The organism is Nitrosomonas sp. JL21 (assembly GCF_009833095.1).
Lineage (GTDB): Bacteria > Pseudomonadota > Gammaproteobacteria > Burkholderiales > Nitrosomonadaceae > Nitrosomonas.
Genome location: NZ_QRCB01000001.1, coordinates 158014 through 179756, shown reverse-complemented (window position 1 = coordinate 179756; position 21743 = coordinate 158014). Strand labels below are relative to the sequence as shown.

Annotated in this window: 28 protein-coding genes; 14 read left to right on the top strand and 14 right to left on the bottom strand. The window is 49.6% G+C overall.

Features of this window, described 5'->3' with window-relative positions; genetic code table 11:
* Positions 1 to 139 precede the first annotated feature (139 nt).
* Positions 140 to 613: a DUF2165 domain-containing protein gene (locus ABF87_RS00860; RefSeq protein ID WP_240143450.1), complete on the top strand. Its 474-nt coding sequence runs from the start codon at positions 140 to 142 to the stop codon at positions 611 to 613.
* 450 nt (positions 614 to 1063) lie between these two features.
* Here the strand turns inward: ABF87_RS00860 and ABF87_RS00855 are convergent, their stop codons facing one another.
* The 5 genes from ABF87_RS00855 to cysK form a co-directional block, all read right to left on the bottom strand.
* Entirely contained in the window at positions 1064 to 1291 is a 228-nt protein-coding gene (locus ABF87_RS00855; RefSeq protein ID WP_160827233.1) for a hypothetical protein, read from the bottom strand.
* A 346-nt stretch (positions 1292 to 1637) separates the two neighbouring features.
* Positions 1638 to 1850: a hypothetical protein gene (locus ABF87_RS00850; RefSeq protein WP_160827232.1), complete on the bottom strand. Its 213-nt coding sequence runs from the start codon at positions 1848 to 1850 to the stop codon at positions 1638 to 1640.
* A 125-nt stretch (positions 1851 to 1975) separates the two neighbouring features.
* The gene (locus ABF87_RS00845) at positions 1976 to 2383 is read right to left on the bottom strand and encodes a heme-binding protein (protein ID WP_160827231.1); all 408 of its coding nucleotides are present in this window, start codon (positions 2381 to 2383) and stop codon (positions 1976 to 1978) included.
* A 125-nt stretch (positions 2384 to 2508) separates the two neighbouring features.
* On the bottom strand, positions 2509 to 3426 hold the full coding sequence (epsC, locus tag ABF87_RS00840; RefSeq protein WP_164503106.1) for a serine O-acetyltransferase EpsC: 918 nt from the start codon (positions 3424 to 3426) through the stop codon (positions 2509 to 2511).
* Between the two features lie 29 nt (positions 3427 to 3455).
* Positions 3456 to 4436, bottom strand: coding sequence for a cysteine synthase A (gene cysK / locus ABF87_RS00835; protein ID WP_160827229.1), 981 nt, complete (start codon positions 4434 to 4436; stop codon positions 3456 to 3458).
* Positions 4437 to 4677: 241 nt separating this feature from the next.
* On the opposite strand from cysK, the gene ABF87_RS00830 reads away from it, so the two are divergent.
* Complete coding sequence (locus tag ABF87_RS00830) at positions 4678 to 5436, top strand: M90 family metallopeptidase (RefSeq protein ID WP_160827228.1); 759 nt, start codon at positions 4678 to 4680, stop codon at positions 5434 to 5436.
* An 8-nt stretch (positions 5437 to 5444) separates the two neighbouring features.
* Here ABF87_RS00830 and ABF87_RS00825 read toward each other — a convergent pair whose 3' ends face one another.
* From ABF87_RS00825 to ABF87_RS00810, 4 genes are all read right to left on the bottom strand, one after another.
* Complete coding sequence (locus ABF87_RS00825; protein ID WP_160827227.1) at positions 5445 to 5984, bottom strand: histidine phosphatase family protein; 540 nt, start codon at positions 5982 to 5984, stop codon at positions 5445 to 5447.
* A gap of 75 nt (positions 5985 to 6059) precedes the next feature.
* Positions 6060 to 6350: a plasmid stabilization protein gene (locus ABF87_RS00820; protein ID WP_160827226.1), complete on the bottom strand. Its 291-nt coding sequence runs from the start codon at positions 6348 to 6350 to the stop codon at positions 6060 to 6062.
* On the bottom strand, positions 6347 to 6595 hold the full coding sequence (locus tag ABF87_RS00815) for a type II toxin-antitoxin system Phd/YefM family antitoxin (RefSeq protein WP_160827225.1): 249 nt from the start codon (positions 6593 to 6595) through the stop codon (positions 6347 to 6349). The genes ABF87_RS00820 and ABF87_RS00815 overlap by 4 nt, the downstream gene beginning before the upstream one ends.
* Positions 6596 to 6775: 180 nt before the next feature.
* Positions 6776 to 7999 carry an NnrS family protein gene (locus ABF87_RS00810; RefSeq protein WP_160827224.1) on the bottom strand — a complete coding sequence of 408 codons (1224 nt, stop codon included), beginning with the start codon at positions 7997 to 7999 and terminating at the stop codon, positions 6776 to 6778.
* Positions 8000 to 8130: 131 nt separating this feature from the next.
* Here ABF87_RS00810 and ABF87_RS00805 point away from each other — a divergent pair, with 131 nt between their 5' ends.
* The 6 genes from ABF87_RS00805 (at position 8131) to scpB (ending at position 13166) form a co-directional block, all read left to right on the top strand.
* Complete coding sequence (locus ABF87_RS00805) at positions 8131 to 8973, top strand: 3',5'-nucleoside bisphosphate phosphatase (RefSeq protein ID WP_160827223.1); 843 nt, start codon at positions 8131 to 8133, stop codon at positions 8971 to 8973.
* A 58-nt stretch (positions 8974 to 9031) separates the two neighbouring features.
* Positions 9032 to 9664 carry an L-threonylcarbamoyladenylate synthase gene (locus ABF87_RS00800; protein ID WP_160827222.1) on the top strand — a complete coding sequence of 211 codons (633 nt, stop codon included), beginning with the start codon at positions 9032 to 9034 and terminating at the stop codon, positions 9662 to 9664.
* The gene (locus ABF87_RS00795; RefSeq protein WP_160827221.1) at positions 9657 to 10322 is read left to right on the top strand and encodes a site-2 protease family protein; all 666 of its coding nucleotides are present in this window, start codon (positions 9657 to 9659) and stop codon (positions 10320 to 10322) included. Before ABF87_RS00800 ends, ABF87_RS00795 begins: the two co-directional genes overlap by 8 nt.
* Positions 10323 to 10348: 26 nt before the next feature.
* A complete protein-coding gene (locus ABF87_RS00790; protein WP_160827220.1) occupies positions 10349 to 11551 on the top strand; it encodes a tryptophan--tRNA ligase in 1203 nt (400 codons plus the stop codon).
* A 204-nt stretch (positions 11552 to 11755) separates the two neighbouring features.
* On the top strand, positions 11756 to 12556 hold the full coding sequence (locus ABF87_RS00785; RefSeq protein WP_160827219.1) for a ScpA family protein: 801 nt from the start codon (positions 11756 to 11758) through the stop codon (positions 12554 to 12556).
* Entirely contained in the window at positions 12531 to 13166 is a 636-nt protein-coding gene (gene scpB / locus ABF87_RS00780; protein WP_160827218.1) for an SMC-Scp complex subunit ScpB, read from the top strand. Before ABF87_RS00785 ends, scpB begins: the two co-directional genes overlap by 26 nt.
* Positions 13167 to 13177: 11 nt before the next feature.
* Here the strand turns inward: scpB and ABF87_RS00775 are convergent, their stop codons facing one another.
* The 3 genes from ABF87_RS00775 to ABF87_RS00765 form a co-directional block, all read right to left on the bottom strand.
* Positions 13178 to 14008: an inositol monophosphatase family protein gene (locus ABF87_RS00775; protein ID WP_160827217.1), complete on the bottom strand. Its 831-nt coding sequence runs from the start codon at positions 14006 to 14008 to the stop codon at positions 13178 to 13180.
* 278 nt (positions 14009 to 14286) lie between these two features.
* Complete coding sequence (locus ABF87_RS00770) at positions 14287 to 15198, bottom strand: porin family protein (RefSeq protein WP_160827216.1); 912 nt, start codon at positions 15196 to 15198, stop codon at positions 14287 to 14289.
* 463 nt (positions 15199 to 15661) lie between these two features.
* Complete coding sequence (locus ABF87_RS00765) at positions 15662 to 16570, bottom strand: porin family protein (RefSeq protein ID WP_160827215.1); 909 nt, start codon at positions 16568 to 16570, stop codon at positions 15662 to 15664.
* Between the two features lie 134 nt (positions 16571 to 16704).
* Between ABF87_RS00765 and aat the strand changes: the two genes are divergently transcribed.
* The 6 genes from aat to ABF87_RS00735 are packed head-to-tail and all read left to right on the top strand — an operon-like array spanning position 16705 to position 20938.
* The gene (gene aat, locus ABF87_RS00760; protein WP_160827214.1) at positions 16705 to 17403 is read left to right on the top strand and encodes a leucyl/phenylalanyl-tRNA--protein transferase; all 699 of its coding nucleotides are present in this window, start codon (positions 16705 to 16707) and stop codon (positions 17401 to 17403) included.
* Positions 17403 to 18140 carry an arginyltransferase gene (locus tag ABF87_RS00755; RefSeq protein ID WP_160827369.1) on the top strand — a complete coding sequence of 246 codons (738 nt, stop codon included), beginning with the start codon at positions 17403 to 17405 and terminating at the stop codon, positions 18138 to 18140. Before aat ends, ABF87_RS00755 begins: the two co-directional genes overlap by 1 nt.
* Positions 18141 to 18164: 24 nt before the next feature.
* On the top strand, positions 18165 to 19187 hold the full coding sequence (locus ABF87_RS00750; RefSeq protein WP_193567988.1) for a quinone-dependent dihydroorotate dehydrogenase: 1023 nt from the start codon (positions 18165 to 18167) through the stop codon (positions 19185 to 19187).
* Positions 19188 to 19198: 11 nt separating this feature from the next.
* Positions 19199 to 19849, top strand: a complete 651-nt coding sequence (locus ABF87_RS00745) for an RnfABCDGE type electron transport complex subunit B (RefSeq protein WP_160827212.1) — start codon at positions 19199 to 19201, stop codon at positions 19847 to 19849.
* Complete coding sequence (gene nth / locus ABF87_RS00740; protein ID WP_160827211.1) at positions 19849 to 20481, top strand: endonuclease III; 633 nt, start codon at positions 19849 to 19851, stop codon at positions 20479 to 20481. Before ABF87_RS00745 ends, nth begins: the two co-directional genes overlap by 1 nt.
* Before the next feature lie 16 nt (positions 20482 to 20497).
* Entirely contained in the window at positions 20498 to 20938 is a 441-nt protein-coding gene (locus ABF87_RS00735) for a DUF1841 family protein (RefSeq protein WP_160827210.1), read from the top strand.
* Positions 20939 to 21020: 82 nt separating this feature from the next.
* On the opposite strand, the gene ABF87_RS00730 is transcribed toward ABF87_RS00735, so the two are convergent.
* Both ABF87_RS00730 and ABF87_RS00725 read right to left on the bottom strand, forming a co-directional pair.
* Positions 21021 to 21350, bottom strand: coding sequence for a cytochrome c (locus ABF87_RS00730; protein WP_160827209.1), 330 nt, complete (start codon positions 21348 to 21350; stop codon positions 21021 to 21023).
* Positions 21351 to 21378: 28 nt separating this feature from the next.
* Positions 21379 to 21705 (bottom strand): c-type cytochrome, encoded by a 327-nt coding sequence (locus tag ABF87_RS00725; protein WP_160827208.1) that lies wholly within the window; start codon positions 21703 to 21705, stop codon positions 21379 to 21381.
* Positions 21706 to 21743 lie beyond the last annotated feature (38 nt).

The window sequence follows — 21743 nt, the reverse complement described above, 5'->3', positions numbered from 1 at the left end:
TTGTATATTTGATCAGATTGCGTCGCTCGCAGCAAGGCAATCTGATCGACATAACCTGTTGTAAACCAATCTCAGATTATTCAAACCCCTCTTTACCGAAGCACTCCGTTTTAATCGAATGTTCACGAGACTTTCCAAAATGATCATAGTGGGTGCAATTGCGCTCTATGCGACACTCGTGGCTTTCAACAATATTACCGATTATTACTCCAATTTCGCGCTTGTTCAGCATGTGCTGGCCATGGACACGACTTTCCCCGATAACAAAGGATTGTGGCGCGCCATTTATGCTCCTCTGATTCACCATATCGTGTATGGCTTCATTATCCTGACTGAAATTGCCATTGCCGGGCTTTGTGGCGTTGGAAGCTTTCGCCTCTACCAGAACATTCAACAACCCGCCACTTTCAACCAATCCAAACGATTTGCGATTCTTGGACTTACCCTCGGCCTAATGCTATGGTTCACTGGATTCATGACCATTGGCGGGGAATGGTTCTTGATGTGGCAGTCGGAAGTCGCGAATGGGCAACAGGCCGCTTTCCGCTTGGTGATGATTATGAGCGTTGCCTTGATTTATCTGACTCAGCACGATGATGATCGGCATGTTTGAAAGATCTCTGCATGAGTTTGAAATTTTTGTTGTGATCCCCAAGGTTTTTTTATGCAGTGAGCTGCCATTGGAGAAATTGAAGGTTACTGCGCTCGTGCAGGCTGCGTTGAATCAGACTGGATGCTTATTCGCGCGGATGAGAAAACGCATAAGAATTTCTCAATTCCGTAGGTGCCACACCGGAGGGAATGATGGGCAATTTCTCGCAGGTAATTGGGTTAACAGCAAGTTTGCGAAGGAAGGTGTTTTTTAAAAGCAGCGGTGATACTGGCTGGATTCAGTATCACCGTGATTCATTATTATTATTTTGAACTGATGCGAGCAGTACGGTAACCATTAACACGATCATTACCGTTCCATAAAAGAGTTACTTGTCGAAAACAAAGTCGCATAGTGCAGAGTATTTACAAAGCCATTAGTATTTTTTTGTAGAGCTTAGCCAGAGTTTTTTTACCGGCTGATTACTCTTGATTCGTTAGAATCGGCATAGCTGTCATTTTTATTTTTTTGCGATGCCGCTCTTGAGACGATATATCCACCGGGTTGTCCGGTTGCTGGATTAATCCAATAAACCCTGCTGTTCCCAGCCGTAATGTTGCTTTGAGGCGCTTCAGGCAGTGATGAGCAAGCCGACAAAAAAACCAGTGCACCTAACAGTGCGAAAAGTTTTAGTTTCATGTGTTGTTCCTCTTCCATATAAAAATTAATCTTCAAACAGAACCAAAAATATGCTTCAACTGCGATGAAATTTTCTGGTTAAGTCCCGTTCACTTCCGAACAATATTGCTTTTGAGAATAAGCAAAAATTGTCACTAAGTGACAATGATCGCGAAACTATTTCCTTTTACGACTCAAGTCACTCAAGCGCACTATAGCGGGAAAAAAATATAAGAACCAATCAAATATTATGATATTTATGATAAGCCATTACTTATAAGCTATTGATAAATGAATGCATGCCTCATGAATAGACACTGAGCGAGCCATTTAGAATGAGTAAGAGAGATCGCCGAATGGAGAGGAATCAGGGAAAAATATTTTGTTTTTTGAATGGAGATAAATCGAGAGCAACGGGAGTACCAACAATGGAAGCGATTTCACTGGTGTTGAGCTCATGCAAAGCTGCAAAGGCAAACAAGGTCAACTTGGGTTGCAAAGGCCTTGCCAGGACGATCAGCGCATTTAAAAACGCAAAAACTAAGTCTGACGCTGGGAGCACATCGCGGCGTTCGCCCAAGCTTATCTAACCATATTCCTCTGGTAGATTATTGCATCTGCTCAGTGAGTTCTCGGTACATCATAGATCTACGATGTTCCTCTGACTGCTGCACAAATTTGCCAATGTTCAACTCTATCGATGTTTCACGACAGCAAGGCATTGATCCCGGCTTGCGCAATTTGCGCATCTTGAAACGACCGCACACCGCTCACACCAACGGCACCGATATATTGCTGATTGATCAAAATGGGCAATCCGCCTTCTATCGGCAACGTACCGGGCAGATTAAGGTAACGCACATGCCCTTCTGCGACATGGTCTTCCCATATTTTGGTGGGTCGACGGAATGCAATGGCAGCACGCGCTTTTTCGATCGCCACTGCGATGCTGCCATACTGTGCATCATCCAACCGCTGTAAGAAAAGCAGATGTCCGCCATCATCAACGATTGCAATCACGACCGGCCATTGATGGCGCTTGGCCTCGGCTTCCGCACCAGCGGCGATGATCTTGGCATCTTCCAATGTAAGCTGTAATGTATTGATCGTCATCGAAACCTCCATCTATTTATTTTATACAGCTCACCTAATTCCTAGAAAGAGAGCCGACTGATCATCCGCGCATCAATTCTGATATTGATGTTTGATCTAAATATATTTCTCTATGAATCAAATAATTAAATCCCGGCACCACCCTCGAATACTTCATGGCGCGTCTGAGCTTGCGAGATATTACTGCCTGGGGGAACACTGCGTGTCAGCCAGACATTGCCACCAATCGTCGAGCCTTTGCCGATCGTAATGCGCCCCAGTATCGTTGCGCCCGCGTAAATGACCACATCATCTTCCACGATCGGATGACGCAAATTACCCTTTACCAGCGCACCATTCTCATCCACCGGAAAACGCTTGGCACCCAACGTTACAGCCTGATATAACCGCACATTCTGCCCGATGATGGAGGTTTCCCCAATCACCACCCCAGTGCCATGATCGATGAAGAAGCTTGCGCCGATTTGCGCGCCAGGATGAATTTCGATGCCTGTCACCGAATGCGCGATTTCAGACATCATGCGCGCAATCAACGACACACCCAGGCCATACAACTCATGCGCCAGGCGATAATGAATCATCGCCATGATTCCCGGATAGCACACCAGCACTTCATCCACGTTGCGTGCTGCTGGATCGCCCTCATATGCCGCTTTGATATCGCTATCGAGCAATTGACGGATTTCCGGCAGTTTTTTGGCAAATGCCTGTGTAATGAGAACGGAATGCTCACGGTCTTTGCTACTGAGAATTTCCAGGCCCGAGTTATAGTGCAGCTCATGCTGAATCTGCACCATCAGCTCGCGCAAGGTCATGTTCAGCAGATGCCCCACGTAATGATCGATGCCTTCATCGGCCAATTCCGATGAACCCAGGCGATTAGGAAACAAGGCGGCGCTCAATCCTTCGGTTACGCTTGCCAGAATTTTGCGCGATGGCAATCGCGGTGGCCTGTCATGGCGGTTTCGACGTTCCAGTGAAGCCACGCGCAAGACGCGCAATTCATCAACGATGCTGTCGATTTCCAGATGGGTAGTACGCAACAAAGAATCTCGTGTTCGCTTGGTAATGTTCACAGTGCCGTCAGACCCTGGTCGTCAAACATGCCTTCAAAAAGAATACTGCTCAAATAACGCTCGGCAGAATCCGGCAATACGACGACAATGGTTTTATTCGAATTTTCAGGACGTTTGGCTTGCCGTACCGCGGCCGCCACGGCAGCGCCGCAGGAAATACCGGCCAGAATGCCTTCCTCGCTCGCCAGACGCCGCGCATACGTAATCGCTTCCTCATTACTGACCTGTTCGATCTCATCGACCAGATCAAGCTCCAAATTGTCCGGCACAAAACCGGCGCCGATCCCTTGAATCTTATGTGGCCCAGGAGCAAGTGACACGCCAGCGCGTTTTTGCGATAGTACCGGACTGGCAGTCGGCTCAACCGCAACGGTGGTAATGGCCTTGCCCTTGGTCTGCTTGATATAGCGTGAAACGCCGGTAATCGTGCCGCCGGTTCCTACCCCAGCCACGAAAATGTCTACTGCGCCATCGGTATCATCCCAGATTTCCGGGCCCGTCGTTTTCTCGTGAATCGCGGGGTTGGCGGGATTTTTGAACTGCTGTAACAACACATATCGTCCCGGATCGGAAGCCACGATTTCTTCGGCCTTCGCCAACGCGCCATTCATGCCTCGCGCACCTTCCGTCAATTCCAGTTTGGCGCCCAAGGCGACCAATAATTTGCGCCGCTCCACGCTCATCGTCTCCGGCATCGTCAATGTCAGCGGAATGCCGCGCGCCGCCGCCACGAACGCCAACGCAATGCCGGTATTGCCGCTGGTCGGTTCGACGATTTCCTTGCCCGGCCCCAGCAATCCTCGCTGCTGCGCGTCATCGATCATTGCCACGCCAATTCGGCATTTCACCGAATACGCCGGATTGCGCCCCTCAATTTTCGCCAGCACCAACGCCGGCGCGCCGTCTGTCACTCGATTCAAGCGCACCAGCGGAGTGCGTCCGATCGACAATGAATTATCTTCAAACCAATTTGCCATGAATTTTCCTTTTTGAGTAATACGCATAGGAGCGCAACACAATCCCCTCATTGCGTCCAACATAAGGATTGACTATAACGCATCCATTCCAAAGCTGAAAGCGCGACTTGATCAAGCCGAGCCCTTTCGAGGAGACAACAAATAAAACCCATGTCCAGTATTGCCATCTCGTTTGATCAATTCATGGAATCTTACTTACAATGAAGAGAAACTGCGATCGTTTGCACAAAGAGAGTACATCATGGTTTGGAGCATAAAAAATTGGCGACGGGATCAGATTCTTCAGCATGAAGCTATTCCTGATTCCCTTTGGTTCAAGTTGATCAATTTGCATTGCTTGAAGGGGCTTGATCCTGATGAGCTGACACGGCTGCGGGCATTGGCAACGCTTTTTGTGCATGACAAAACCATCAGCGGCGCACATGGCCTGGAGATCACCGACGAGATGCGGGTGATGATCGCGCTCCAGGCCTGCCTGCTGATTCTGAACCTTGACCTCGAGTACTACCGCAATTGGGTGCAGATCATTCTCTACCCAGGGGAATTCCTGCTGGAGTACGAGTATGTGGATGAATCCGGGGTCGCTCATTTCGTTCGCGACGCCGCATCAGGCGAAGCATGGTCTGCCGGACCGGTCATCCTTTCGTGGTATGACGTCATCAATGCAAAGCCCGGACATAATGTGGCCATCCATGAGTTTGCCCACAAAATTGACATGCTCCATGAAGGCGCCAATGGGTGTCCGGAATTGCATGCCAACATGAGTGCGTATCAGTGGCATGACATATTCAGCGCGGCGTACGAACACTTCTGCGCTCAGGTCGATCAGCACCATGAAACCGCCATCGATCCTTATGCAACCGAGAGTCCGGCGGAGTTCTTTGCAGTGATGAGCGAAATGTTTTTTGAACAGCCGCTCGTGCTGCAACAACATTATCCGGCAGTCTATGAGCAACTAATGCTATTTTACCGCCAGGATCCAGCGAAGCGCTGGCGGTAATTTCCTTCTTAGCGCGGCAACACATAATGCCGGTACTCGCAATTGCCGACATGAATGTCGCGCAACTGCGAATCTTCGATACCACCTTCAAAGTAGGCGATGAACACCCGCATCGTTTCTTCGTGCGCGATGATCAGCACATTCTCGTCCTTTTGACTTGCCAGCCAATCGATAAACCCCAGGATCCGCCGCTTATGATCCAGCACCGATTCGCCGCCATCGATGCGCATTTGCAGCGGATCAGCGCTGATCGCCCGGAAATAGTCAGCTATCGCCTTGCCTTCAAACCCTGAACGGATATCAGCCAAATCCGGGCAGATTTCGATCGGAACCGCATGAAATCGATTCAAGATCTCAGCCGTTTGGCGCGTGCGCGGCAATGGAGACACCAGAATACGCTTGAAAACTACATCTTTCAGCGCCAGCGCAGCCGATTCTGCCTGCGCGATACCGATTTCAGTCAAATGCACATTCTGACACGGATCATCATTGCACAGCCCCAGGTCGTTATAGTTGGTGCGGCCATGGCGCATGCAGTAGATATCCATCTGAGCAACCCTGCCTATGAACGAAGAAAAATATACTTGATCACCAATCGTACAAACGTGCAATTTCGCAGAAGATCACTTTTGTCCAATTTGATAGACTTCATCATGACTGCCTACATTCACTAAGATAACGTCATGTTCGCTTATCACTAACTCAAGGGTAATACGATAGTTAAGATTGATTGAAACCGAATGTAGCCCAGCCAATTTTCCGGTCAGCGAATGAATCCTCAAGGAAGGATGGAAGGGATTGAAAGCCAGAAGTTGTAAGGTTTTTCGATAAGGCTCTTTTAATTCCGGATGTTTCTGAGCAAAACGTTTAGCGCGTTTTTTATAACTTTCAGTGAAAATGAGCGTATAGCTCATTCGGTAAATACATCATCCACATGCTGATCAATACCTTCTTTGCTGAATCGATCCGTTGCCATGTCCTGTTTCGCTTCATACAATGCCGCTTCCAGCTCCATTTCACGCAAATAATGATATTGCTCAATTTTCATCACTACAAAACTCTCTTTACCACGTACAGTGATGATTTCCTCGGTTTTATCAGTCAGGCTCTCCTCAAGACAGGCGATTCCTTTGGTTTTTAAATCATTGGCTGTTATCATTTTAATAGCACTCTTAATAACATTATTCAATGTACGATTATAAGCATAAATAACGGCAATCCAAATAGAAAATGAAGAAGCGGCAGGAAAACTCTAAAAAATTATTCCATTCACCTGCCCCTTATCATCAAACGCTCATTCACACCCTATCAGTGAGCTTTATTATCTGATTTCTCTTAATTACCCAGCTTTCCCATCCACCCTAGCCCGCCAATAAATCGGCGCAAATTTCCCAGCCCACAGCCCAAAGTACGCCAGCCAGACCAACCCGGCAGTCACATAAAACAGCGGAGCGCCCGCTGGCACGATATCAGCCAATATGCGCAACACGGCCGTTGCCTGGAAGCCCAGAAACAGCAGCCAGGTAAATCGATCCAGTTCCAGAGGTCGGCCAGAATGACCGATGGTCACGCGCGATGCCATGGCGAGGATCATGCCCGAGAAGAAGCCGATGCCGATCGCGTGCAATGGTGCTAACCCCAACAGCAATGTACCGGAAGCAAAATAGATCAGGCTTTGCAGGCCATACAACGCCATTGCAACGCCCAGCCAGGCAAACGAAACGTGCAGCACTGCCAACAGGCTGACCTGGAAGCTGCGCTGGAATCCCCAGCGGTAGGACAAATAACCGGCGCACGCGGCCAGGGGTAAATCCACGATCCACAGATAGCCTGGCAACTCCAGCCATTGCAAGCTGCCATGCACCGCAATACCGGCCAGCATCAGCCACAACATCCAGAAAGGCCGCACCATTTCGTAATTGTCCAGCACGCGACTGGAAAAGAACGGAATCATGCGATGCGAAACGGTCAGAACGATGGGCAGCAAAAAGAACCAGATGCCGGCATGGCGCGCAAAATTGAGCACAGCCGGACTATCGGTCACCAGCCAGACCAAATACGCCGCCACGCCCAGCCATCCCATCAGCAGCGCCACGCTGATTACCCTGGCATGGCGCTTATCCTGCGCCGGCGTGGTCAACAGGATGCGAAACAGTACATACACCGCCACACTCCAACCCGCCAGCATCAGTTCCACGCCGGCGATACTGATCGCTTTGTGCGTCAACAAACCGGCATAAAACAGCGCCACCCCGGCAGCCATCGCCACGCACGTCATGACGTATTCGCGCGGCCTGACTTTGTCGCCGTTCATCCAGTTCGGGTACGTGGTAAACAAAAAACCGAAAATGAAGAAGGGAAAGAATCCATAAATCATCAGGAAGGCATGCGCCCACGTCGGCGGAACACTCCAATTGGTCATTGTTCCGGCGATGCCGTAGCGCCCGGTCAGATCGAATACCCACCACATTACCGTTAGCACGCCTTGCAGTGCACCCGCCAGAAACAGGCTGCGATGCGGAGCAGCCGACATATGATCCCAAACTGTCAATTGATTATCCATGCTGATTCCTTATGAAACACATCCTTACTCCATTCATTACACTATCTATCTAATTATCCAATAGAATGATTTCTCTAATAGCAGGTTATTTGTTATGATGCGGATCCTGCTTCATGCACCATACCTGCTTCATGCTTAACATTGATTTACACTGCCATTCCACCATTTCCGATGGTTTATTGACCCCTATTCAATTGGTTGAACGAGCCGCGTTGCGTGGTGTAACGACGATGGCGCTGACCGATCACGACGATATTGCCGGGCTTGCCGAGGCACGAAATGCCGCTGAAGCGAAAAGTATCACATTTATAAATGGCGTGGAAATATCCGTCAGTTGGCGCGGCCGTACGCTGCATATCGTTGGACTGAACATCGATCCGGAATATCCGCCCTTGGTTGAAGGCTTGGCCAACATTCGCGCCGGCCGCTCGCAACGCGCCGAAAATATTGCTGCAGAGCTCGCAAAAATCGGCATTCAGGGAAGCCTTGAAGGCGCATACGCTCATGTCGGTGAACGGCGTTTGATCGGCCGGACACATTTTGCGCGCTTCCTGGTTGAGCAAGGGTATGCCAAGGACGTAAAATCGGTCTTCAAAAAATATCTGGTCAAGGGCAAGCCGGGATACGCTTCGCATGAATGGGCAACGCTCAGTGACACCGTCGGTTGGATACGCGGTAGCGGTGGACGCGCCGTCATTGCGCATCCAGGACGGTATGGCCTGGGCAAAAATATCTGGAATGATTTATTGCAGGAATTTTATGCTTTCGGCGGATCCGCGATTGAAGTGATTACATCCAGTCATACGCCGGATCAAGTGCAACACTTTGCTCGACATGCGCACGCAATGAATTTAATGACTTCATGCGGTTCCGATTTCCATGGCCCAGGTGAAAGCTTTTTCGATTTGGGACAATTGCCCGAATTCCCAGCGGGATGCACGCCGGTGTGGCATGATTGGAATCACCAAGGATAGCCCGCTCAAAAATTGATTCATTCGCTTATCTTCCTTTAATTCGAATAGCGTCGTTACTGTGGCTCAATTTTTTTCAATTCATACAGACACCCCGCATTTGCGCCTGATCAGGCAAGCTGTCACCATTGTTCGGAATGGCGGAATTATCGTATATCCGACCGATTCCTGTTATGCACTGGGCTGTCATCTGGGCGACAAAGATGCGATGAATCGGATTCGCACGATCCGGCAAGTCGACGAGCGCCATCATTTCACGTTGGTCTGCCGCAATCTGGCCGAAATCTCCACCTATGCCAAAGTGGACAACAGCCAGTACCGTTTACTGAAGGCGACGACGCCAGGCAGTTATACGTTCATTCTGCAGGCAACCCGCGAAGTCCCGCGCCGCATGCAGCACCCCAAGCGCAATACCATAGGGTTGCGGGTTCCGGATCACCCGGTCGTTCTGGCACTATTGCAGGAATTGGATGAGCCGCTTCTCAGCTCCACATTGATTTTACCCGGCGACGACTATCCATTGAACGATGCCGAGGAAATCCGCAGCCGTTTGGAGCACCAGGTTGACTTGGTGATGGATGCCGGCTCTTGCGGGATAGAAATGACCACGGTGATCGACTTGACGACCGATGTGCCGGAATTGCTCCGGCAAGGCAAAGGCAGTATCGAAATTTTTGGAATCAGCCATGGATAGCATCATTCAGGGTATCGCCATTTACGCCTTGCCGGTCATTTTTGCGATCACGATGCATGAAGCGGCACATGGCTATATCGCTAAGCATTTTGGCGACTTCACGGCCTTTAATGAAGGCCGCATCAGCCTGAATCCCATCCGGCACATCGATCCCGTCGGTACCATTCTGGTTCCGCTGACATTATTTGTCCTCAGTAAATTGACAATGGGTGCAGGCTTTTTATTTGGCTGGGCCAAGCCGGTACCCGTCAATTTCTCCAATCTCCGCCAACCCAAGAGAGACATGCTGTGGGTGGCTGCTGCCGGTCCCGGCGCCAATTTGCTGATGGCGTTCTTCTGGGCGTTGATGATTAAATTGGCGATCCTCATGCCGCAGAGCGGTTTCGCCAAGCCACTGGCGCTGATGGGAATCGCCGGTATCGAAATCAACGTGGTTCTGATGATACTGAATCTGTTACCGCTGCCACCACTGGATGGCGGCCGAATGGCCGTGAGCCTGCTGCCGCATCGCTGGGCGTATCAATTCTCGCGCATTGAACCTTACGGTTTTATGATATTACTGCTATTGTTATTCAGCGGGGCGCTGGGTGCCGTGATCGGGCCCATGATCACGTGGGCAAAAATTGCCATCGTGTCACTGTTCGGATTATATGTCTAACAACGATTTACACTTAGGATATCACCATGTTTGCTGATCGCGTTTTATCGGGTATGCGTCCTACCGGCAGCCTGCATCTGGGACATTATCACGGCGTATTGAAGAATTGGGTCAAGTTGCAGCAGCAATACGAATGCCTGTTCTTCGTCGCCGATTGGCATGCATTGACGACGCATTACGATACGCCGGAAATCATCGAACAGAATGTCTGGGACATGGTTATCGACTGGCTGGCTGCGGGTGTCGATCCGTCGCAGGCCATCCTATTCATTCAATCCAAAGTACCGGCGCACGCCGAATTGTATCTTCTGCTGTCGATGATGACGCCGTTGGGCTGGCTGGAGCGCGTGCCCACTTATAAGGATCAGCAGGAAAAATTGACCGAAAAGGATCTCAGCACTTATGGATTCCTCGGCTATCCGCTGCTGCAAAGCGCAGACATTCTGATTTATCGCGCCAATCGGGTTCCGGTCGGCGAAGATCAAGCACCGCACCTCGAATTCACCCGCGAAATCTCCCGCCGCTTCAATCATATTTATGGCAAGGAACCAGGATTTGAAGAAAAAGCCGAATTAGCGATCAAGAAATTAGGTTCGAAAAAATCCAAGCTGTATGCCGAGTTGCGCACGTTGTATCAGGAACAGGGGGACGAGCGCGCGTTGGAAGAAGCGCATTCTCTGCTGAACGAACAGCAGAACCTCAGTTTGGGAGATCGCGAGCGGTTGTTCGGCTATCTGGAAGGCGGCGGCAAGATGATTCTGACCGAGCCGGAAACGCTGCTGACTGCGGCATCCAGAATGCCCGGGCTGGACGGTCAGAAAATGTCGAAATCGTACAACAACACCATCAGCCTGCGCGAAGATCCGGAAAGTATCCGCAAGAAAGTGCGCACCATGCCGACCGATCCGGCGCGTGTTCGGCGCAGCGATCCCGGTGACCCGGCCAAGTGCCCGGTATGGCAATTCCATTTGGTCTATTCGGATGACAAAACCCGTGATTGGGTTCAGCACGGCTGCAAAAACGCAGAAATTGGCTGCCTGGATTGCAAATCGCCGATCATCGACAGCATTCTTGCAGAACAGGCGCCGATGCTCGAACGCATCATGACATACGAAGAAGATCCCACATTGGTGCGCAATATCATTGCGGATGGCTGCGAAAAAGCGAATAAGCTGGCGGAAGAAACCATGCGCGACATCCGCGAGGCGATGGGACTCAATTATTCGTGATGAAATATCGCGATATTTGCACCTGCACCGCTGTTGAGCATCCATCGAAATCAGCGGACAGGCCACCGAAAAATAATCCGAATATAACCGCTGCAGTGCACATGCAGAAGGACATTCAAACGACAGGCAGAGACATTTCATGCCTCAAGGCCGCTTTTTCCTCCGCAGCCACCACCCACACCGGCTCTCAATAATCCAACCTTAATGGATTCAGTACTCGATATCGTCGATACTCCCCCAATAGCCCGAATCTGCGGCGAACCCTTGCTGGAAATTCCGCAGGATTTATATATTCCCCCGGATGCGCTCGAAGTTTTTCTGGATACGTTCCAAGGTCCGTTGGATTTGTTGCTGTATTTGATCCGCAAGCATAATCTGAATATTCTCGATATCCCGATGGCTGAACTGACTCAGCAATACATGAGCTATGTCGCGATGATGCGAGCCGATCAATTGGAATTGGCTGCCGAATACCTGCTGATGACGGCATTGTTGATTGAAATCAAATCCCGTATGCTGCTGCCCACCCCAAAAACGGAATCCGAACCAGAACACGATCCACGCGCGGAGCTGGTGCGACGATTGCTGGAATATGAACAAATGAAAAAAGCAGCGCTCCAACTGGCGGATCTGCCGCAAGCGGGGCGCGATTTCAATATCATTCAACTGTGGCTTGATCAACAAGCCACTGAGCAATTGCCCAACGTCCATATCGATGATCTTCGCCACGCTTGGATTGGTATCCTCACTCGCGCCAAAGTGAACCGTCATCATCAAATCAAGCGCGAAAACCTGTCTGTACGCGCCTTCATGAGCAAAATTCTACGCGAGCTACGTGCACATCATCACGTAGAATTCCAGGACTTGTTCAGCCCTACCGCAACCGTCACCGAAGTCGTCGTCACGTTCCTGGCATTACTGGAACTGGCCAAGGAATTACTGATAGAAATATCTCAATCGCATGCATTTGGAATGATTCATGTCCGCTCCATATCACCCACCTGATTCGCCAGAACCATCCAATCCGCTTACTCCCGATAGCATCAAGCGAATTCTGGAGGCTGCTCTATTGACAGCACAGGAGCCTTTACCGATCAGCGAGCTCAAAAAATTATTCGATCATGAATTCAATGCCGCGATGTTGTCGACCTTGCTGGAGGACATCCGCCGCGACTGGAATGACAAAGGGGTAGAATTGGTCAAAGTCGCCAGTGGCTGGCGTTTCCAAACCAAGCCGGCAATGCAGCCCTACCTGGATCGATTGACGCCGCAGCGCACACCGCGTTACTCCCGGGCGGTGATGGAAACACTCGCCATCATTGCTTACCGGCAACCTGTAACCCGTGGGGATATTGAAGAAATCCGCGGCGTCAGCGTCGCGACATCGGTACTGAAAACTCTGACTGCACGCGGCTGGATCGAATCAGTCGGCCACCGCAACGTGCCTGGCAAACCGGCCCTTTTTGCGACGACAGCGCGTTTTCTGGATGAATTGAATTTATGTTCTTTGGAAGAATTGCCGCCGCTTGAGGAAATGAAATCTTTGATCGAGGCGGGTGATCAGAATCACGAGTTGCCGCTGCCGGAATTCACACCGTCGACTGAGTCAAACTAGCCGCTCAGAAATCAGGATGCCTTGGCATCACGCTGGGCTTCGATCAAGGCCGGCGTCAAATGTGGCACGATCACTTGCAATAAGGATGCAAACACTTTGGGATTGCCTGCCACGATCTGGCCACTTTCCAGATAGGTTCCGTCGCCTTGCAAATCGCCTACCAATCCGCCGGCTTCAGTGATCAACAGGCAACCTGCAGCCATATCCCATGGCGCTAAGCCAATTTCCCAGAAACCATCATAGCGACCGGCTGCCACATAGGCTAAATCCAGCGCGGCCGAGCCCGGCCGCCGAATTCCGGCAGTTCGTGGCACGATATCCTTGAGCATCGCGAAATACGCATCCATATGCGTCAAATCGCGAAAAGGCAAGCCTGTCCCGATCAGACAGTCCTCGAACCGCGTCCGCTTGCTGACACGAATCCGATGGTCATTCAGATAGGCTCCACTTCCCCGGCTGGCAGTGAATAACTCATTATTGTTCGGATCGTATACCACAGCGTGAGTCAATACGCCTTTGTATTTCACGGCTATCGATACTGAATACTTGGGAAAACCATGCAGAAAGTTGGTCGTGCCGTCGAGTGGATCGATAATCCATTGATACTCCGATTTTTTGGAATCGCCTCGACTACCACCCTCCTCAGCTAAAATTGCATGATCAGGGTACGCTGTCGACAAGACTTTGATGATGGCTTCTTCGGCAGCACCATCGACTTCACTGACGTAGTCGCTATGCGATTTTTTCGACACCGTGAGCGCATCGAGATTCTGCGATGCCTGATTGATGATTCTACCGGCGCGGCGCGCGGCTTTCACCGCAATGGTGAGCATGGGATGCATGGTGTCGACTCGGAATTAACAAAAGAAGCGGGATTTTAATATGAATCGATGTGCTACGCTTGGATTTGTGATCAACGATCTGCCGAGCTTCGCGATATTTTGCGTGGCAAAAAAATCAGTTATGGTCGAAAAAGGCAATCATCATCAGATAACTTTGGAATGGTGGCGTATAACACCAGCAACGTGACATCAGGCAAAAAGGCATAGTCGTTACGAATACAAATGAGCCTCTTAGTGCCTGATCTCACATTATGGTCAAGTCAGTTTTCCGGGTGAGGCTAAAACCCGATCCCCACATACCCGCCAACGGTCATGCCACCGAATTTCGCGCCATCCAGCGATCCGGCTGTCAGTTGATAACGAGCATCTGCACCGATGACGAAATCTCTCCATAGCAGATATTCGGCTCCGGCTCCAAACATCACGCCCGGCTCCAAATACGTTACGGACTCGGAAGGCGGGCTGATCACGTGAATAGCCAAACCTCCGGGAATGACCCACGGTCTGAATCGGCCAAAATGAAGAAACTTGATTTTGGGCGCTGCCGTCAGCGTAAATTGATTCACCGTGACGCCCCTTGGATTGAGCGGCGCACCAGCCAGGATGCTGGGTTCATTCGCCAATGCATTGCCTTGTACACCGTGACCGAATTGCTTGTATTCAAACATCAGTTCAGCGTCGACTTCAGTTTTTGGCAATAACCCCCAGGTATCCCGGGTTAATTGAAAATCAAACCCTGCGCCTACATACCAGGCATTCCGGTCCGCCTGATCCTGCGCACCCAGCGGCACCACCCGGCTTTCGAGTGTCGTGCCATTGCGATGCTCATCGCTGCGAGCAAATCCCCCCCGGAAAAACAACATGGTGCGTTTTTCGCTGACCTCGGCGAACGAAACATCGCCAGCATCTGCTGCCGTTTTCTGCGGTTGCTCAACCTTCTGAGTGGCTTCCTGTATCTGCTCGACCTTTTTAGTCGTTTGGGTTGATGTCTCTTGGATCTGATCCATTTTACGCGTTGTCTGCGCAGATTCAGTCTTGATTCTGATCAATTCATCCTGAATTTCCTGCAGTTTCTTTTCTAATTGCTTTACGCGCTGATCCACTCCCGATTGCGCCATAACATGCGGAGAAGCCATCAAAGCACAACTTATAACACTGTGGCCAATGATCTGAGCTAAACGATATTTCATGAACCCTCCCTTCAGTGTAAATAATTCCACAATCAAAACATGCCATTAGATGAAAACCAAACGACAATATCCTGATGATTATAGTTTCATTAAGGTGAGCATAAAACCGAATTTAAAGCTGAAGATTACTTTTATTGAAGATAGTGGAAAAAAGAGACACTTTTCTTAACGGAGCTTGACAAAATTTTCGCGTGGTTGCGTCGAAATCGGGCCTGAGACGCTCATTTATCCAACGCCAATGGGCTTTCTCGCTTGATTACTTGCCTAACTGCACGTAGCTTGCATCCTTTTCAGCGCTTATTTTTTGCTTTCGCACATAAAAAAACACCTCACTAATAAGTGAGGTGTAATGGCTTCGTACGCACTTGTACTCTTCTGCTACGAAATCGAAGGAAAAAAACTAACCGATACAATTCATCTGCGTATGCAACTTTCATCAATAAAGATACACAATCAGATACCGCTAAAAACCAATACCCAAATATCCGCCCACCGTCAAGCCGCCGATTTTAGAGCCATCCAGTGACCCGGCTGTCAAATGGTAGCGTGCATCGGCGCCGACAAAGAAATCCTTCCAGAGCCGATACTCAGCACCACCTGCAAACATCACGCCGGGTTCTAAATATGTGACCGATTCAGAAGGTGGGCTGATCACGTGAATCGCCAGACCTCCGGGGATGATCCATGGTCTGAATCGCCCAAAATGGAGAAACTTGATTTTAGGTGCTGCCGTCAATGTGAATTGATTCACTGTCACCCCTCTGGGATTGAGCGGCGCCCCAGCCAGGATGCTGGGCTCATTCGCGAGCGCATTACCATGCACGCCATGGCCGAATTGTTTGTATTCAAACATCAATTCGGCATCGACCTCAGTTTTTGGCAATAATCCCCATGTATCCCGTGTCAGCTGGAAATCAAAACCGGCACCCACATACCACGCATTGCGATCGGCTTGATCCTGTGCGCCCAGCGGCACCACGCGGCTTTCTAGTGTGGCGCCGTTACGATGCTCGTCGCTGCGAGCAAAACCGCCCCGGAAAAATAACATGGTCCGTTTTTCGATGACATCGCTGCCACCCGTATCCATTCCCGTCTTTTGCTGTTGGGTAGTTTGCTGAATTTGTTCGACTTTCCGTGTCGTTTGTGTTGATGTTTCCTGGATCTGATCGACTTTCCGCGTAGTTTGCGCGGATTCAGTCTTTATTCTGATCAATTCATTCTGAATTTCCTGAAGCCTATTTTCCAATTGTCGAATACGCTGAGCTGCCGCATCATTCGCAAGCACCTGCGGTGCAGCAGCCGTCAAAGCAAGCAAAAGTGAGCCCGCAACACACTGGGCAGTTAACTTTTCCTTTTGCCAAAAATACTTCATATAATTCTCCTTTCTTTATTCGAACATTTTTTATGCTCTGTTAAAATCATTGCAGCAGCATATGAAAATACCTCACTGCCGATCTTGATCTGTATCAAGCCAATGCCAAACAACTGTGTATTTTTTTAAAATTTATGATGGCCAGCGACAAAACGTATGATTCCTTTCCGCCACTTGAAAACGCTCTCAGTGAGCCGAATGGTTTATTGGCTGCCGGCGGAGATCTTTCGCCGCGACGCCTGCTGGAGGCATACCGCAAAGGCATTTTTCCTTGGTTTAACAAGGACGAACCGATTCTTTGGTGGAGTCCTGATCCGCGTATGGTACTGTTCCCGAGCGAACTGAAAATTTCTCGTTCATTGCGTAAAACGCTCAAAAAGGATCACTACCGCATCCATACCGACCGTAGTTTCGACCAAGTGATGCACGCCTGCGCTTCACCCCGAAAAGAACAAACGGGCACATGGATACACCCGGAAATGATCGCGGCGTATGTGGATCTGCATGAGATGGGGCTGGCGCACTCGATTGAAACTTGGGTCGATGGATCGTTAGTGGGTGGACTGTATGGCGTTTCGTTAGGCAAGGTGTTTTTTGGCGAGTCGATGTTTTCATCGGTGACGGATGCATCAAAACTTGCCTTCGTTCATCTGGTGCAGCAATTACAAGCTTGGGGTTTTGGATTGATTGATTGCCAAGTCAAGAGCGATCACTTAGCATCGTTGGGTGCGCGCGAAATTTCAAGAATGGAGTTCAGTCAGCGCTTAGATTTGTTAATATCGTCCCTCGAGCCGAGCAAAAAATGGGATTTTGGCCGTACCAGGATCGAATGATGAATAAAATAGCAGAGCTGAAATTTCACATCACCAATCCCTACTCCTGTAGTTATTTACCGGACAAATTGGCCTGCTCGGAAGTTGCCTCGCCGGAATATCTCATTGACGATCAGATGTACGGGCAATTGATCCAAGCGGGTTTCCGTCGCAGCGGCCACTATACCTATCGGCCCAACTGCATGCATTGCCATGCTTGCTTATCCGTCCGAGTGAATGTTCAAGCATTTATTCCTCGACGGACTCAACGCCGCGCCTGGAAGCAGCATCAAAATCTGACAGCCACCCAGCATTCGCTTCACTATAATGCGGATCATTACGCGCTGTATCAGCAATATCAACTGACACGGCATTCGGGAGGGGGAATGGATCATGACTGCCGTGAGCAGTATCAGAATTTCTTGCTGCAAAGCCATGTCAATTCCAAACTGCTCGAGTTTCGTGACGGTGGAAAATTGCGCATGATCAGCATCATCGATGTGTTGCCCGATGGATTATCATCGGTTTATACATTTTACGATGCGGAAATCCCTCATGCCAGCTTCGGCACCTATAACGTCCTGTGGCAAATCGAACAATGCCGGCGTCTCGGTTTGAAGTATCTCTACTTGGGCTACTGGATCAAGGAAAACCGAAAGATGTGCTATAAAGCCAATTTCCAGCCCTTGGAAGTGTTGATCCATGGCAACTGGCAGTTGCTCGCGGATACCTCCTCGCTCCCGGATGACGATCAGTAATCTGTTCAGATAGAATTGCTCATGATGCTTTATACGCTATTTCGCCCGCTGTTGTTCACGCTGGATCCTGAGTCCGCACATCGTCTGACGTTCAGTGCTCTTGAGCAGGCAAAACAATGGGGACTGTTAAAACCTGCCATTATTCCATGCCAACCCCGGCGCATCATGGGATTGGATTTTCCAAATCCGGTCGGACTAGCCGCTGGATTGGATAAAAATGGCGAGCATCTGGATGCGTTGGCTGATTTGGGGTTTGGTTTCATCGAAATCGGCACAGTCACTCCTCGGCCTCAACCAGGAAATCCCCCGCCCCGTATGTTTCGCATTCCGCAGGCCGGCGCGGTGATCAATCGATTGGGATTCAACAATCATGGCGTGGACAAACTCATCGAGAACATCAGCCATACACAATACCGGGGCATTCTGGGCATTAATATCGGTAAAAATTTTGATACGCCATTGGGTAAGGCCGCTGACGATTACCGGCTGGGTCTGCAAAAAGTTTACCGTTATGCGAGTTATGTCACCGTCAATATTTCTTCGCCGAACACACTGCATCTGCGACAACTTCAGACTACGGATGCATTGGATGATTTGCTGAGACAATTGAAATCCGAGCAAGAAAAATTGGCGCAGATACATGGCAAATACGTGCCTATGGTTGTCAAAATCGCACCCGATCTGGATGCCGAGCAAATCCAATCGATCGCAGCATTGCTGATGACTCATCAGATCGATGGCGTCATCGCCACCAATACGACTGTTTCACGCTCGGGTATCGAGCACTTGCCCATCGCGCAGGAAGCCGGAGGATTAAGCGGCGCACCGTTAACTCATCGCGCCACGGCGGTGATCCAGCAATTGCATAACCTGTTGCACGACGGTATTCCCATTATCGGTGTAGGGGGCATCATGTCGGCACAGAATGCCGAAGAAAAATTCATGGCGGGCGCCCGGCTGGTACAACTATATACCGGCTTGATCTATCGCGGTCCGGAACTGGTCAAAGAAGCTGCGCAAGCGATCTGCGCACCTCAAATCTTGTAATAATGCCACTCATGAATCAACACCTGACAGAACAGATCGATGCCCTCCTGCCTCAAACACAATGCCGCAAATGCGGCTTCTCAGGATGCAAACCCTATGCCGAAGCGATTGCCGCAGGCCGTGCCGATATCAATCAATGCCCTCCCGGCGGTCAGGAAGGAATACAGCAATTGGCCCGGTTACTGGGCATCCCGCCAAAGCCCCTCAATATCGCGCATGGTGTACCAAACACCGGCAGAATGGCTGCCTTGATTGACGAAACAATGTGCATCGGCTGTACCTTCTGCGTTCAGGCATGTCCTGTCGATGCAATTGTCGGTGCGGCCAAGCAGTTGCATACCGTCATCGCCGCCGAATGTACCGGTTGCGAGTTGTGTATAGCACCGTGTCCAATGGATTGCATCCGCTTAGTGTCTGCGGATGCGGTGCCGATGCCTGCTCCACAGGATGCGCGGCTGCGCCATCGATCAAGATCGCAGCGACTGGATCAAGCAGAACGCCTGAAGAAAGAACAGCCCGAGAACACCGTAAGTGCGCTCGTCCACGACTTACCTTCCACCACTGCAACTGAGCGCAAAAAAGCAATTGTACAAGCAGCCCTTGACCGCGCCCTGGCGTTGCGCGCTCAAACGGACAACAACCAGCCTTCCATGCAGCCATAATGAACTCCACCAAGCGGCGCGCAATATTCACGTGCCTTCAATCCGCCAATCCTCATCCAACGACAGAATTGGAATATCATTCTCCTTTTGAGTTGCTGATTGCCGTCATCCTATCGGCTCAGGCAACGGATAAGAGCGTTAATGTAGCGACAAGAAAATTATTCCCATTGGCTAATACACCGGCAAAAATACTGGCTTTAGGAGAAGCGGGTTTGGTTGATTGCATCAAACGCATCGGATTATATAAAACCAAAGCCAAAAATATTCTGGCCACATGTCAATTGCTGATGCAACACTATCAGGGCGAAGTTCCCCGCACCCGGGAATTGCTGGAGAAGTTACCCGGCGTAGGGCGTAAGACCGCAAATGTGCTATTGAACACTGCCTTTGGAGAACCGACGATCGCAGTCGATACTCATATCTTCCGGGTTGCCAACCGGACAGGTCTAGCTCCGGGCAAGAATGTTCTGGAAGTGGAGTTGAAGCTGTTGAAGGTCGTGCCCAAGGAATTTCGGCTGGACGCACATCACTGGCTGATTCTTCATGGTCGATATGTATGCAAAGCCAGAAAACCGGACTGTCCGCACTGCATCATCAATCATTTGTGTGAATTCAAGGGAAAAACCATCTGAGTACTATTATTCCACTATGTTCAAACCCTCCAGAGACCAGGCGCGGCAGTTATTTTTCGATACGTGGCGCAAATACCGTCAACACGAAATTCTGTCAGGCATTGAAACGATTGCATTGGATGTCATACTGTTACATCCCGAATATCACGCCATTCTGGACGACGCAGAACGGTTCTTGACTAAGGACTATTTGCCTGAAACCGGCGAAACCAATCCCTTTCTGCACATGAGCATGCATGTCGCGCTCAACGAGCAGCTCTCGATTGATCAACCCAAAGGAATTCGCGAACGATTTTCACGTCTGCAACAAATGACGGGCGATGATCACACTGCAGCACACCACATCATAGAATGTCTGGCAGAAATGATTTGGCAGGCTCAACGCAATGAAACTGCACCCGATGCTGCAATTTATTTCGCATGCCTGGATAAACGGTTAAACTCGAGAATCGAGTAAATCAGATATGAAAACAGGATAAATCCGGCAACGCCGATATTTATCCTGTTAATTAATTCGGAAAATAAATAAGATATCTTATTTATTTGTTTGAATTCAGAGCCCCTGTTTGGCTTGAATAATAAAATGCCAAATTGTCAATGTCAGCAGTGCTCAGATTAGCGGCCATTCCTGCCATCACTGGGTCTTTACGGTTACCGTTCTTATAATCTTGCAGCACTTTTGCAAGGTAAGTTCTGTATTGTCCACCGATTTTCGGGAAATTAGGTGCAGGGCTATTACCATCTGCGCCATGGCATGACGCACACACTTCAGCTGCTTTACTTTTACCTGCTTCAATATCAGCAGCCATCACTTGACCAGAAAGTATCAAAGCTGCGCCGGCTACTGCGGCTATCACATAATTCTTCATAATTCCGTTCCTTGCGTTAATCACTTAATTAATTTTTAGAATAATAAGCTGCGAAATCTTCGATGTCTTGCTGAGACAGTGTTTTCGCCAAACTCGTCATGGTCGGATGACTGCGGGTGCCATTTTTATATCCTTCCAATGCCTTGATAATATAGTCGGCATGTTGTCCGCCCAGTTTGGGAACATGATATGCGCTAGGAAATGCTGTTTTATACCCTTGAATTCCGTGACAACCTTCACACATTGATAACTTTTCCTTGGCTGCTGCTGCGTCACCAGCCGCTTGGGTAACTCCGGATAATGCGAAAAGCATACCCAAGCCGAGTAATAAATTCATAATCAATTTTTGTTTCATGTAAGCCTCCTTCTCTCAAAAGTGGAACTTTAAACGAT

Coding starts and splice junctions, on each gene's coding strand:
- ABF87_RS00860 (WP_240143450.1), top strand. CDS start 140: ATGATCATAGTGGGTGCAATTGCGCTCTATGCGACACTCGTGGCTTTC.
- ABF87_RS00855 (WP_160827233.1), bottom strand. CDS start 1,291: ATGAAACTAAAACTTTTCGCACTGTTAGGTGCACTGGTTTTTTTGTCG.
- ABF87_RS00845 (WP_160827231.1), bottom strand. CDS start 2,383: ATGACGATCAATACATTACAGCTTACATTGGAAGATGCCAAGATCATC.
- cysK (WP_160827229.1), bottom strand. CDS start 4,436: ATGGCAAATTGGTTTGAAGATAATTCATTGTCGATCGGACGCACTCCG.
- ABF87_RS00830 (WP_160827228.1), top strand. CDS start 4,678: ATGGTTTGGAGCATAAAAAATTGGCGACGGGATCAGATTCTTCAGCAT.
- ABF87_RS00825 (WP_160827227.1), bottom strand. CDS start 5,984: ATGGATATCTACTGCATGCGCCATGGCCGCACCAACTATAACGACCTG.
- ABF87_RS00820 (WP_160827226.1), bottom strand. CDS start 6,350: ATGAGCTATACGCTCATTTTCACTGAAAGTTATAAAAAACGCGCTAAA.
- ABF87_RS00815 (WP_160827225.1), bottom strand. CDS start 6,595: ATGATAACAGCCAATGATTTAAAAACCAAAGGAATCGCCTGTCTTGAG.
- ABF87_RS00810 (WP_160827224.1), bottom strand. CDS start 7,999: ATGGATAATCAATTGACAGTTTGGGATCATATGTCGGCTGCTCCGCAT.
- ABF87_RS00805 (WP_160827223.1), top strand. CDS start 8,131: ATGCTTAACATTGATTTACACTGCCATTCCACCATTTCCGATGGTTTA.
- ABF87_RS00795 (WP_160827221.1), top strand. CDS start 9,657: ATGGATAGCATCATTCAGGGTATCGCCATTTACGCCTTGCCGGTCATT.
- ABF87_RS00790 (WP_160827220.1), top strand. CDS start 10,349: ATGTTTGCTGATCGCGTTTTATCGGGTATGCGTCCTACCGGCAGCCTG.
- ABF87_RS00785 (WP_160827219.1), top strand. CDS start 11,756: ATGGATTCAGTACTCGATATCGTCGATACTCCCCCAATAGCCCGAATC.
- scpB (WP_160827218.1), top strand. CDS start 12,531: ATGTCCGCTCCATATCACCCACCTGATTCGCCAGAACCATCCAATCCG.
- ABF87_RS00775 (WP_160827217.1), bottom strand. CDS start 14,008: ATGCATCCCATGCTCACCATTGCGGTGAAAGCCGCGCGCCGCGCCGGT.
- ABF87_RS00770 (WP_160827216.1), bottom strand. CDS start 15,198: ATGAAATATCGTTTAGCTCAGATCATTGGCCACAGTGTTATAAGTTGT.
- ABF87_RS00765 (WP_160827215.1), bottom strand. CDS start 16,570: ATGAAGTATTTTTGGCAAAAGGAAAAGTTAACTGCCCAGTGTGTTGCG.
- aat (WP_160827214.1), top strand. CDS start 16,705: ATGATGGCCAGCGACAAAACGTATGATTCCTTTCCGCCACTTGAAAAC.
- ABF87_RS00755 (WP_160827369.1), top strand. CDS start 17,403: ATGAATAAAATAGCAGAGCTGAAATTTCACATCACCAATCCCTACTCC.
- ABF87_RS00750 (WP_193567988.1), top strand. CDS start 18,165: ATGCTTTATACGCTATTTCGCCCGCTGTTGTTCACGCTGGATCCTGAG.
- ABF87_RS00745 (WP_160827212.1), top strand. CDS start 19,199: ATGAATCAACACCTGACAGAACAGATCGATGCCCTCCTGCCTCAAACA.
- nth (WP_160827211.1), top strand. CDS start 19,849: ATGAACTCCACCAAGCGGCGCGCAATATTCACGTGCCTTCAATCCGCC.
- ABF87_RS00735 (WP_160827210.1), top strand. CDS start 20,498: ATGTTCAAACCCTCCAGAGACCAGGCGCGGCAGTTATTTTTCGATACG.
- ABF87_RS00730 (WP_160827209.1), bottom strand. CDS start 21,350: ATGAAGAATTATGTGATAGCCGCAGTAGCCGGCGCAGCTTTGATACTT.
- ABF87_RS00725 (WP_160827208.1), bottom strand. CDS start 21,705: ATGAAACAAAAATTGATTATGAATTTATTACTCGGCTTGGGTATGCTT.